Source organism: Chitinophaga filiformis, assembly GCF_900102545.1.
Lineage (GTDB): Bacteria > Bacteroidota > Bacteroidia > Chitinophagales > Chitinophagaceae > Chitinophaga > Chitinophaga filiformis.
Genome location: NZ_FNBN01000002.1, coordinates 807,118 through 819,422 on the forward strand (window position 1 = coordinate 807,118; position 12,305 = coordinate 819,422).

12 protein-coding genes are annotated in these 12,305 nt (G+C 44.9%); 6 read left to right on the plus strand and 6 right to left on the minus strand.

From position 1 onward, the window contains the following. Positions 1-48: 48 nt before the first annotated feature. Positions 49-990 carry an NADP-dependent oxidoreductase gene (locus tag BLR32_RS09750; protein ID WP_089831080.1) on the minus strand — a complete coding sequence of 314 codons (942 nt, stop codon included), beginning with the start codon at positions 988-990 and terminating at the stop codon, positions 49-51. 170 nt (positions 991-1,160) lie between these two features. Next, positions 1,161-1,811 carry a YdcF family protein gene (locus BLR32_RS09755; protein ID WP_089831082.1) on the minus strand — a complete coding sequence of 217 codons (651 nt, stop codon included), beginning with the start codon at positions 1,809-1,811 and terminating at the stop codon, positions 1,161-1,163. Positions 1,812-2,490: 679 nt separating this feature from the next. On the opposite strand from BLR32_RS09755, the gene BLR32_RS09765 reads away from it, so the two are divergent. The 4 genes from BLR32_RS09765 (at position 2,491) to BLR32_RS09785 (ending at position 7,201) form a co-directional block, all read left to right on the plus strand. Beyond that, a complete protein-coding gene (locus BLR32_RS09765) occupies positions 2,491-3,327 on the plus strand; it encodes a hypothetical protein (RefSeq protein ID WP_089831086.1) in 837 nt (278 codons plus the stop codon). Between the two features lie 169 nt (positions 3,328-3,496). Beyond that, positions 3,497-4,948, plus strand: a complete 1,452-nt coding sequence (locus BLR32_RS09770; RefSeq protein ID WP_089831089.1) for a L,D-transpeptidase family protein — start codon at positions 3,497-3,499, stop codon at positions 4,946-4,948. Between the two features lie 181 nt (positions 4,949-5,129). After that, positions 5,130-6,158: a hypothetical protein gene (locus BLR32_RS09780; RefSeq protein WP_143011418.1), complete on the plus strand. Its 1,029-nt coding sequence runs from the start codon at positions 5,130-5,132 to the stop codon at positions 6,156-6,158. Between the two features lie 206 nt (positions 6,159-6,364). Next, entirely contained in the window at positions 6,365-7,201 is an 837-nt protein-coding gene (locus BLR32_RS09785; RefSeq protein WP_089831094.1) for a hypothetical protein, read from the plus strand. Positions 7,202-7,344: 143 nt separating this feature from the next. Here the strand turns inward: BLR32_RS09785 and BLR32_RS09790 are convergent, their stop codons facing one another. The 3 genes from BLR32_RS09790 to BLR32_RS09800 are packed head-to-tail and all read right to left on the minus strand — an operon-like array spanning position 7,345 to position 10,472. Further along, positions 7,345-8,184 (minus strand): universal stress protein, encoded by an 840-nt coding sequence (locus BLR32_RS09790; protein ID WP_089831095.1) that lies wholly within the window; start codon positions 8,182-8,184, stop codon positions 7,345-7,347. Between the two features lie 40 nt (positions 8,185-8,224). Further along, on the minus strand, positions 8,225-9,973 hold the full coding sequence (locus BLR32_RS09795) for a hypothetical protein (protein ID WP_089831097.1): 1,749 nt from the start codon (positions 9,971-9,973) through the stop codon (positions 8,225-8,227). Next, positions 9,960-10,472 carry a hypothetical protein gene (locus BLR32_RS09800; protein ID WP_089831099.1) on the minus strand — a complete coding sequence of 171 codons (513 nt, stop codon included), beginning with the start codon at positions 10,470-10,472 and terminating at the stop codon, positions 9,960-9,962. The genes BLR32_RS09795 and BLR32_RS09800 overlap by 14 nt, the downstream gene beginning before the upstream one ends. 180 nt (positions 10,473-10,652) lie before the next feature. Between BLR32_RS09800 and BLR32_RS09805 the strand changes: the two genes are divergently transcribed. Beyond that, the gene (locus BLR32_RS09805) at positions 10,653-10,862 is read left to right on the plus strand and encodes a YgaP family membrane protein (protein WP_089831100.1); all 210 of its coding nucleotides are present in this window, start codon (positions 10,653-10,655) and stop codon (positions 10,860-10,862) included. A gap of 45 nt (positions 10,863-10,907) precedes the next feature. Further along, positions 10,908-11,729, plus strand: coding sequence for an adenine nucleotide alpha hydrolase family protein (locus tag BLR32_RS09810; RefSeq protein WP_089831101.1), 822 nt, complete (start codon positions 10,908-10,910; stop codon positions 11,727-11,729). A gap of 94 nt (positions 11,730-11,823) precedes the next feature. On the opposite strand, the gene BLR32_RS09815 is transcribed toward BLR32_RS09810, so the two are convergent. Then, the gene (locus tag BLR32_RS09815; protein ID WP_089831103.1) at positions 11,824-12,282 is read right to left on the minus strand and encodes a pyridoxamine 5'-phosphate oxidase family protein; all 459 of its coding nucleotides are present in this window, start codon (positions 12,280-12,282) and stop codon (positions 11,824-11,826) included. Positions 12,283-12,305: the final 23 nt, after the last annotated feature.

Sequence of the window (12,305 nt, forward strand, 5' to 3'; positions counted from 1 at the left end):
GTCAAGTTAATGCAAAAACATATGTCTTTATCTACCATACAGCAAGTATCAGGCAATGGTCAGCACAATCCTTCCCCGGGTAGTACCTGATTCCTGCTGCTGATGAGCCATATCCATCTGGGAGAAATCAAAATGGTTGACATATGGGCTGATAATCCCCTGTTCAAGCAAATCTGCCACGGCTTCCATATCAGGCCTGCTGGACTCGACCAGGAAGAAAAAGGCCCTTACATCCTTTTGCTTTGCAGCTTCCGCCACCTCTTCCGGAACACCGCCGGGAATACTGATAATCATGCCTCCGGGCTTCACTACCGCTATAGATCGTCTCACCGTGTCACCCCCTACACAGTCAAATACCAGGTCTACATCTTTTACCACTTCTTCAAATGGCTGGTTTTTGTAATCTATGTGCTCGTCGGCCCCTAATCCCAATACAAAGTCCTTATTTGCGGCGGAAGAAGTACCGATCACATACGCTCCTGCGTGTTTAGCCAGCTGTACCACAAAATGCCCCACACCTCCGGCAGCGGCATGTACCAGTACCCGTTGACCTTTTTTCAGACCTGCCTGCTGGAATAGGCCCTGGTAGGCTGTCAATGCGGCCAGGGTGCTGGCTGCTGCCTGCTGATGCGTAATACTGGCAGGCTTTTTCGCCAGATGAGCTGCCGGAGCGGCTACATACTCCGCATATGCCCTGCCATGCCCCGGAAAATTAACCATGCCAAATACTTCATCTCCCACTACAAACTCCTTCACTTCACTGCCTACTGCTGTTACCACACCTGAGACATCCCAGCCTAAGATAAGCGGCATCTCATTTTTAATACGGCCCGCAATACCTTTCCCTAGTCTTGTCTTCACGTCTACCGGGTTAGTGGCAATCGCATGCACCCTTACCAGCACTTCATTTTCCTTAATAACCGGTTCTGCTAAGGAAGTATATTCCAATTTGTCTGTGCCGCCAAATTCATTGATAATGATCGCTTTCATTGTTTTTACGTTCTTCGTTTAATATTCAGTTTGACACCCCAAAATTGCGGCAAAGCATTCCCCGGAAAGAGTATTTATTTGGGTAAGACAGGTATTTTTCAAGGTTTGGGGCACGGAAACTATATATATCCTCAAAGAATATATCAGGGGCATAACTGCGGAGATAAAAACTAGTTAATACGTTTATCAAATCCCAAACCGACCAATTCAGTATAGGCTACCCAGACATCCTCCGGTATTTCCTGTGGTATCTGAAATCCTTTGCTGCTGTATGTTTTTATTCTATACAGATCACCTGCCAGCGTATCGAGAAATGTCTCATAGGGAATAATACCGCTGGAGAGATATTCAGCCATTGATATCTGCGGAGATGTTACAGAGATGGGAACTTCTTTAAAATGATTCCTGAAAGTAGCATAGGTACGCCGTTCCATATAAGGCTTGTGTACAAGTATGAGGCTCGATGGATGGATATTGCGTTCCTTCAGTAACTGCATACTGAAAACAACATTTTCGCCTGTATTGGTCGATTTGTTTTCCAGGAGGATAGCCGACTCCGGTACGCCTCTTTTGATCGCCAGTTCTGCAAATGTTTCCGCTTCACTTACTTTCCAGGTCTCCTGTGTCAGATATCCGAAACCGCCTGAGAATACAATCAGCGGAGCAAGGCCTTCCATGAAAATATCCGCAGCTCTTTCTGCAACACTGGTATCATGACTACCTAATGCCAGAATACAATCCGATGCTTTAATCTCCTGGTGCAGGCAAAGATAGTCCCATATTTTCTGGGCCAGTCCGAAAGTCCTGTTGTCTGATTGCATAAGTTAATTCCCGTTGAGAACAATGATCCACTATATCCGCAAGGTATTCATAGAATAGCCTTGCCTGTCGTTTGTAATAATACTAATTATACTATTTATATGCAACCCTCATAGTGGAAAAGGGGTAAGCATCATACCAACCTGATGACCATGGTCATACTGGCACATTTTTAATGAAATCCCTTTGAATGGAAAAACCAGCGTCCATGATATTCACAATCACAATGAACCCAGCACCCGACAAAAGCAACAGCCGGCTACCACTTGCATTACAAGGTGCTATAACGATATAGGTAACAGCTCAGAGAACAGTTTATTTATGCAGATCATTCAAACTTTAGGACTTTAATAAGTGTTATTACCTGTAGCTCCGTGGACCGGGCCAATATGCCAGCTACTTATGTGTGATGATGCGGTCATCAGACTGCCGGGATAGTATCTTTTCCACGGAGGACGTCGCCTAACTTCTGAAAACAACTATGTATGTTGCCACCGTCCAACAGGTAGCAGCATTCATGTGCATTTCAGGTTTCGTATTTGCCTGCACCCGGCCAAGGCCGGGAAGATCATCGCTATGCCACTGGCAAATGAACTGATTGATGCTGATGTTCACATCAGAAGGATCAACCTGGCTGAAAAGGTAATTTTTTGTATTACCTGTCACTGAAAAACATGTGCCATGAAAAAGATACTTGCTGTTATTGATGCCGTTAATTACAAAGAAGAACAACTGGATGCGATAGAATATATTTCCGGTATGTTAAAAAGTGATCTAACCATTGTGATGCCGGAAGATATGGACGGTATCCCTCTTTTTACAGGCCCTGATTTTGCAACTGGCGTACCTGAATACTATGATGAGACAGTTATAAAAGTCTGCGAGGAAAAAGGCAGAATCATCAAAAATAATATAGAAGCCATCCGTATGGCCTGCCAGTCACGCAACCTGTTCTGCGCTTTACATAGTGACAGAGGATCTGCTACAGAAGAAATCATTCTCGAAAGCCGCTTTGCCGACCTCCTGCTGCTGGAAAAAAACGCGTCCCTTCCTCTCCTGTCTGACGCGGCCCCAACAGATTTTGTTAGAAATGTGCTGGCCAGTGCACAATGCCCGGTGCTTGCAATACCGGAAGATATGTCTGTAATAAAAGGAGTTGTTTTCACTTACAATGGCGCATTTTCCTCCATGTACGCTATAAAGGCATTTGCTGATATATTCCCTGAAATCGTAGCCAAAGAAGCAACAGTGATCTATGTATCTGAAAAAGGGGACAACACCATACCTCATGAAAAACTACTGAGGGAATACCTGAGCCGTTATAACAGGAACATTTCCTACAAGATACTGACCGGCAAAGCCGACACATTAATACAGTCTTACCTGCAACAAAAGCAGGATCATATCAGCACCTTCGGCGCCTATGGCAGAAGCAGATTATCCCGTTTCTTTAACAGCAGCTGTGCAGAAAATGTACTGCGCATGGCGAAAGGACCACTATTCATCACCCATCCATAACATAGTGAAACAATGAACCGGTATCTCCATCATTGCAGGAGGATTGCAGATTCCGCCTCTTCTCATCACTTATCCGGAAATGTTTCAATCTCCGACATCTAAAGATGACTATAAACATCTTTTAAGGCAACCATGATCATATTCCAGCTCTTTCTCCTACAGTACATTTATGGCAAAAAGCCGTATGCTGAAAAGAGCCTGTCTGCTGACCCTACTCTTAGGACAATATTTCCTTGTTAACGCCAGACAACAAATGTGCTGGCTACCTGCAAATTGTGCGGAGAACAGGCAGCTACTTTTTAGCTATTTCGAACAGTCTGCATTACTGGGACTTGATCAACGTGATTATGCCTACACACTGGTACAGCAACTGAAAGCTGGTAAAGCGCCTGTAGATTCAGCAGAAACGGATAAACAACTGTCAGCGGCCGCAGTGGCCTTCTTCACAGATGTGACTTATGGTACTAAAGTGACCCGGGTAGAATATGACGGGTTGAAATATACACCGGACTGCATGGACATCCCCAATTTGTTACATCAGGCCCTTTCTGACGATACTTTCGGCCAACTGCTCAACAAACTGGAACCCACCTGCCCCGAATACAGGGGCGTAAAAACTATGATCTCTCAATACACACAGCGTTTACAACATAGCAGTTACCATCCCGTAAAGGTCAGTTCTGACCTCATAGACAGCACTAATCATCCCCTGATAGACAAGCTATTTCAACTGGGTTACCTGGATACTATCTCTTACAATATACAGGAAGATACCTTGCGAAATAAGGTCCGCGCCATGCAACGCCTGTTTGAATTCCTTGAAGACGGCGCCCTGAGACGCGGGGTGCTGGAAGAGCTGAATATTCCGCTTGAAAAAAGACTATTGGAATTAAAACATGCGCTGAATACCTTCCGCTGGCTGAACTGCATACGCAAATACCAGTCAGTTGTTGTTGTGAACATCCCAGCTGCAGGACTTTATCTCTACCAGGGCGACAGCCTGCTGCTATATTCCCGTACTATTGTAGGAAAGGAAAGCACTCCTACCTCTCCCCTTACCAGCAGGATAGACGAGATTATCATGTATCCTTACTGGACAGTGCCTTACCAAATTGCCACCAGAGAGTTGTTGCCAGGCATAAAAGGTAATCCGGTGGCATACCTGGATGCCGGCAATTACCAGGTACTGGACAAGTCGGGAAGAATACTGGATCCTTCTGCCATCGACTGGCAATCGCTCAGCAGGACCAATTTCCCTTATACCATCCGGCAGATGAACGGTTGTGACAACTCATTAGGTATTATTAAGCTGAATTTCTTTAACCCTTACAGTACATACCTGCATGATACGCCCGCTAAAAGCTATTTTATGTTCAACAAACGGTATTTCAGTCATGGCTGCATCCGGGTGGAGGACGCAATTCCCCTGGCCATGCAGCTACTGCCTGAGGAAGCGCAACGTATAGACAGTCTGGCCAGAGTGGCTGCTGCGCCACAGAAAGGACCTGTTGTTATACCTGTTAAACAAAAAACGCCAGTGTTCATACTGTATGAAGTGGCCTGGCCCGATCAACAGGGTACTATCAGATTCTATGACGATGTTTATAACCGGTTCAGATAACAGTTTATAGGAATTATTCAAACATTAGGGCCCTGATAAGTGTTATCAGTTGTATCAATGCTCCGTGGACCGGGGTTAATATGTCAGCTACTATATTTATGAGATGAAGGAGTCATCAGACTGCCGGGATAGTAATTTTTCAACGTGAAGCTGTCACCCAACTTCTGAAAAACAACTATGTATGCCAACACTGTTCCACAGGTCAGCAGCGTTCCTGTGCATTTCAGGTTTGATATTTGCCTGTACCCGGCCAACGCCGGCAGACAGTCGCGTAACATCGCAGGACAGTCTGCAAAAAGCTGCTACAGAGTCTTCAGCTGTATTTTCAGATGCAATGAAGGATACCACACGCTATCAACGGTGCCTTCTTCATCTTGTACATAACAATCCATCGGAGAAGTGGCCTGTATACGGAGCAGTCCCTCCTGCAGGGGCACTGCTTCCGTATCACAGGATAGTCGCTTTTTATGGCAATCTTTATACACCGGCAATGGGGATACTCGGTATACCCGAAGAAGAAATGCTGGCCAGGTTAAAAGAAGAAACAGCTAGATGGCAGCAGGCAGACACCATGATCCCTGTATTGCCTGCATTGCATTACATTGCTGTTACTGCCCAGGAAAACCCAGGCCCCTCAGGTAAATACCGTCTGCGTATGCCGCAGGAAGAACTCGAAAAAATGGTCGCAATGGCCAAAGAGCAGCATACCTTGCTGTTCCTGGATGTACAGGTAGGTCTCAGTACCCTGCAGGATGAACTGCCACTCCTGGAAACATATCTGCAGCTGCCGGAAGTGCATCTTGGGATAGATCCTGAATATTCCATGAAGAATCTGCAGGTACCCAGTTCCAGTATTGGCACCTTTGATGCTGCTGACATTAACTATGCCATTACCTTTTTGTCGGGCATCGTAAAGAAATACAATCTGTCCCCCAAAATACTGGTAGTACATCGCTTTACACAGGCCATGCTAACCAACTATAAGGATATTAAGAAAGTACCTGAAGTACAGATAGTGATCAATATGGATGGTTTTGGCTCACCAGCCAAAAAGATAGATAGTTATACCGGCTTCGTTGCGAAGGAACCAGTACAGTATACAGGCTTCAAGCTATTTTATAAAGTAGATCCGAAAACAGGCAAACGGATGATGCGGCCGGAGGAAGTGCTGGCGTTGTATCCAAGCCCTGTTTATATACAGTATCAGTAAAGTGAATCCCCTTGTCATGTCTGCACAAGCCCTTCCTCCTCCTGTAAGGGGACAATATTCCTGACCAATGGCATAAGTAATCTGAACATGACGACGATCATCTTCGCAGATAACAATGTTCATCTCCGGAACAACTATCGTCATAGGTAAGCGCTTACAAAGGAAATAGCTTTGTTATATCACCCCTCACAATAAAACAAGAAACTATGAAAAAGATACTTGCCGTTATTGATGCAGTTAATTACAAGGTAGAACAACTGGATGCAATAGAATATATGGCCGGCGTGTTAAAAGGCAACCTTACCATTGTTATGCTGGAAGAGGTAAATAGTATCACGCCCCTGATGGCCCCTGACTTTGCAGAAGGCGTACCCGGACGGTACTATGAGATTGTTATAAAAGCTTCAGAAGAAAAAAGCAGAATCGCCAGAGAAAATACTGAAGCCCTGCATAAAATATGTACGGAACGTGGACTTGCCTGTGCTATACATAATGATAAAGGCTACGCTGCAGAAGAAATTATCTTCGAGAGCCGGTTTGCCGACCTGGTACTACTTGGAAAAGAATTATCCTTCCCATTCCTGTTTGATACCGAACCAACGGAATTTGTCAAAAATGTACTATCCAACGCACAGTGCCCTGTACTTGTAATACCTGAAGATATATCTGCAGTGAAGGGCGTTGTCTTTACATACAACGGAACCTTCTCATCGATGTACGCTATAAAAGCATTTGCGGGCATATTCCCGGAACTGGTAGCAAAAGACGCTACAGTGGTTTATGTATGCGAAAAAGGGCATGATACCATACCGCATGAAAAATTGCTGAAAGAATACCTGGACAGCTACAATAAAAATATTAACTACAAGATATTTTCAGGCAAAGCAGATGCTGTACTGCAAGCTTACCTGGAACAAAAACAGGACTACATCACTACATTCGGAGCCTATGGCAGAAGCAGGTTATCGCGCTTTTTCAACAGTAGTAGTGCTGAGAATGTACTCCGTACGATGAATGGACCGCTTTTCATCACCCATCCATAAGATTGCCAATTCAAATACCAAACAAAAAGATAGCGACCGTAATCGCTATCTTTTTTATTGACAATAAGAGAACCGCCGGCCAACGCTAATATGGCAATACCGGCGGTCCTTTTAATAAAGTTCCAAACAGTAAAATGCGGTAATTACTGATGAGCAATAAATACCGGTTGCGCTGCCAGTTTTAATATAGGAGCAGCATGGCTTGGGGTGAAGAGCGTAGAAAAAGCATTCCGGCCATAAGCCCCCATTACGATAAAATCTCTGTTATGCAGCAGCAGGCTGTCCAGCAGACCTGTTTTCACATTACCATCCATAATGATAAAATCCACATCACTATAGTGATCATGCAGCCACTCCTTCAGCTTATATCTTTCTTCCGGAGAAGGTTTATTCTTTTCCTCCATAATGGTAATCACTACAGCTGCATGTTCTTTCAGCTCGGGAAACAGGTAGGTGAATTGTTTAATGGCAAACACAGAGGAAGCGCGTCCGTCATAGGTAAAAACGATCTTGTTGAGCCCTTCAAAGCTCTCGGGCAATATCACGACAGCACATTCTGCATCAGCCAGTACATCCGTCACAAAGCGTGTTGGTACACCTTCCTTTGTCGCAGAGAAGGAAGTCGATGCATCTATCAACACCAGATCAGCGTACCTGCTTTCAATGATCACATCGTCCAGCGGCACTCCCCTGTCGCGGTGAACAATCCCTGTTACGCCCCGTCTTTCACAGCTATCTTTAAACAACTGAATATTGTCGGCCAGGCATTGTTCCTTTAATTCTTCAACATTCTCCGTCTGCACATGTATGCCACCCTCTATTGCGGTCTCCTTTAACATTTTTGCCGGTCTGCTTTCATTCACCAGGTTTTCGAGGAAAACACCCGTCAGCTTCGAATGAGACAGCTCACACAGGTAGCAGGCAAAATCAAGCGACGATGGGTCCAGCTTTACCACATCTGTTACATATAGTATCTTTTTCATGGAATTATTATTTACAGTGATGAGTAATGATAACAATCTTTCAATGCAGCTTCACCTTTGCGTTCGCCGCAGCTGCCTGCTTGAAATGTTCTACATCTTCCCAGTGCCGGGTATTCAATACATTCTCTCTGCTGCACCATCCCCGACGCGCCATGATGATGCCCATCTGCATGTAGTCATAGTGACTGCATAACTGGGCGCTGCTGTTGATGACGATCTTTACCCCTTTTTCAGTAGCTCCCTTGAGAAGGTGATCCGTAAGATCCAGGTGCTGCGGCTGCGCATTTACCTCCAGAGCAGTACCTGTCTGGGACGCTTTCTTAAAGATCTGGGACCAGTCAAGGGAATCTGGTTCCGGCTGACCTATGATCCGCCCGGTTGGATTCGCAATACAATTAATATACGGATGTTCACAGGCCTGTATAAGCTTGTCCCTGTAATGATCTGCATCTGCCCCTGTAATCACTGCTGTTACCCAATCCGCCTGCCGTAGCAGCTCGTCAGGAATAGAAGTACTGCCATCTTCCATAATAGCAACGACAATACCTTTTTTCAGGAAGGAGAAGCCAATGATCCTGTTCACCCGGTCTATTTCGGCAAATTGTTTAGCGTACATGTCAGCCGATAGCTGGTCTGATACAACAATATATTCATAGTGAGGAAATGCATTCAATGCATAATGGGCAATGCAGGGAATATCATCTTCTCCCTTCCCATAGGCAGTCTGAATCCTCATGTCACCTTTGATCTGGCTGGCATTGATCAGTTCCGGCAGCATGTTACGCGCAGCCCGGAACATTTCCCGGCCGCCTTCACGCAGTTCTGGAGGAATATGGGAAAGGCCCAGCCGTCTGTATACATCTTCCTCTGTACGGCCAGCCACCCAGGCCCCGGTTTCTCCATGAAAGAGCCCTTCAGCACTCAGATTAAATCCTTTCTTCTGCGCTCTTTCGCTAAGCTGACTTACATGCTCCAAAGACCCCGTATAGTACAACAAAGTAGCTCCATAGGAATGCCCATCGGCAATCCTGATATCGAGCTGTGTATCATTGTACAACACCACAGAGACCTTTTTTCTGCCGGCGACTGCAAGGCTTTGTACCTGAGGGATCTGCATTAAATGCTGTAAAAAACGTTCCCTGTCCTCTTCTGCTACATCCACTACCATATCGATATCTCCCACCGTTTCCCCACCTCTTCTCAGGCTGCCTGAAAGAGACGCAGCTTCCACTTCCGGGATCAATCTTACCACACGTAGTATTTCATTTCCCTGGAGGATGGCATCCCATAACAATAAGCGGGAGCCTTTGGATTTATAAAGTTTCAGACTGCGTTTCAGCTGATCGATCTTTGCATTGCTGATACCGCGTACCCTTTTAAGCCTACCTGATAAAATGAGCGATTTCAGCTGTTCAATGGTATCGATGTTTAGTTCTTCATGTAGCTTTCTGACCAGGCCTGATCCAAATCCGTTCACATCCAACACTTCCAGTAGCGCAACAGGCACTTTCTGAATCAGGCGCATGTATTTTTTCAATGTGCCCGTAGCTGTAAATTCTGTCAGATCGTTCTTTATATCCTCAGACAGATGAAGCAGCTTGTCACTTTCTGATGCCGTTAAATAACTGCCGATATCATCTTTTACCTTACTCACTTCAATGGCCATTTTTTCATACGTCCGGGATAAGGTTGTACGGCCCTGATACTTGTAACAGGCAGACATATGATAATAGATCTCAGATAAGCTCAATTTACAGTATGATGATATTGCAGGACTAATGGTGGTCATACGATATTAATTTTTCGGATGATTTAATATGTAGAATTGTTAGTGGCCAGGGTATAATCTTCTTCTCCCTCATCAGGAGGAGGCATGCGACAGCCAATATTACCGAACAGGGGAAAGAAGAGCCCGCGCCCAACGGCGCTATTGCGAGCAGGAAAATAATAGCTCCCCCAAGGGCAACTTTCTCTACAGGACCTTTCCACAGCAATGCCAGACCTATAGCAAACTGCCCTGCAGCTATCGAAAGCACAAAACTGGCAATGTGCCTCCCAAAAAATCCGTTAATGAACTGTTCATACGCAGGCAGAGCAGCAATACTGGCATATGTCCTGTAAATCTCCGGATGTGAAATAGAAATAACCGTATTTACCACGGCAGCAGCAATAAACAGCAGGGACATGCACATCCTGCCGAAAACAGGTTTTATTATACAGAGATATGCGATCATCACCGCAACAAAATTTGACAACATATAAGCCTGGGAAAAAATATTGCCTCTCATAACCGGATGTTTTTATAGTGGGGAATGTCTGATAATCTGTTTCAAAGTTATACCCAATACACTGGCTGTCCAATAACCATCATTACTGCATTGGCATATTATAATCACCCTTTGTGATGATGAAGGTCACTGTTCGGGGACCTCCTGCAACTTAATTTTGGTTCACTTAAACTTTATGTTATGAAAAAGAATATGGGTCAGTTTGACCGGATTATCCGGACCGTACTAGCACTGGTAGCCATCTTCCTCATTTATAATAAAATAGTAACCGGCACTGCCATTATTGTGCTCATGGTCTTTGCTGTTGTATTCATGCTGACAAGCCTTGTAGCTGTCTGCCCCTTATACACAGTTTTTGGCATCAGAACATGCCACGCAAAACACGCATAATCCTCTTTTAATATATCCCCTGTCATCACTTTAAAAACCACAATTATGAGAAAAATATTATTATCATTTGACGGCACCCACTACTCAAAAGGTGCTTTTGACTTTGCCCGCAGAATGAATGAAGATGAACCTATTCTGCTCACCGGGGCATTCCTGCCACAGGTAGATTTTGCCAGCTCCTGGAGTTATGCAGACGGCGGCGGCACAGTGTATATTCCCCTTATAGAAGATTATGATGCAGATATTGTTGACGCCAACATAGCAAAGTTTGAGGCCGATTGTGTAAGGCATAATATAGAACACCGCGTACACCGGGATTTCAGATCTTTTGCCTTGCCTGAACTGCAAAAGGAAAGCCGGTATGCTGATCTCATGATATTAGGGAGCCAGCGGTTTTATGAAAACCTGGGTACAGAAAGTCCCAATGAATATCTGCGGGATGCATTGCATGATGCGGAATGTCCCGTGCTCGTGGCACCTGAAGAATTTGAGTATCCTGAAAGCGTAGTACTCGCTTATGACGGCAGTAGTTCATCCGTCTATGCCATCAGGCAGTTTGCCTATCTTTTTCCTGACCTATGCAGGGCCAGTACCATACTGGTGTATGCAGCCAAAAAGCAAGGAAAGGGCATCCCTGACGAAGATTATATCAGGGAACTGGCAGCCCGTCATTTCAGCGATCTGACTTTCTACGAGCTGGAAACAAATCCACTTGACGACTTCTCCACCTGGATGGAAGATCTGGACAGCCCGGTACTTGTAAGTGGCGCCTTTGGCCGCTCCGGCTTCTCGCAGATATTCAAACGTAGTTTCGCTTCCGATGTGATAGCGGAGAATCAATTTCCAGTTTTCATCGCTCATAGATAACAATAATAATAATAAGTAGTCGTTAACACCAAAATGACAAGGTCTGCTATTCAGCAGACCTTCTTCATCAAAACATATAAAACACACAATATCATCATGCAGATTCGAAGCGCCCGCTTACACTACTTAACCTTATCCGGTACACAACAGGGCGTATCTCAACGGGAACATCATCCGCCACATCTCCCTCTATAGCCATATGAGGTAACTTCGCTGTCTCACTTATTTTCAAATGCTTCAAACGGCTTACCAGGAATTTCATTGCATAGTAGCGCTCCCTTTCATCAGTAATTTCTTCATAGGTTCCCTGAGCAATCACACACTTCCAGTTACTGAGATCATAGATCTCATCCACTTCAAAACATACCTCAGGGTTCTTCCGCATCATCTCTATCTTCAACCCTTCCCGGGAATGGGCAATGATGTATTTCTCATTATATGCATAACTCACAGGAACGACATAGATACGATCCCCATCATGGCAACCGATCCGGCCTGTTACATTCCTGTTCAGCAATTCATCCATCTGTTGTTGCGAGAGTGTTCCCAACATATATATGTGGTTTAGATGTAAGC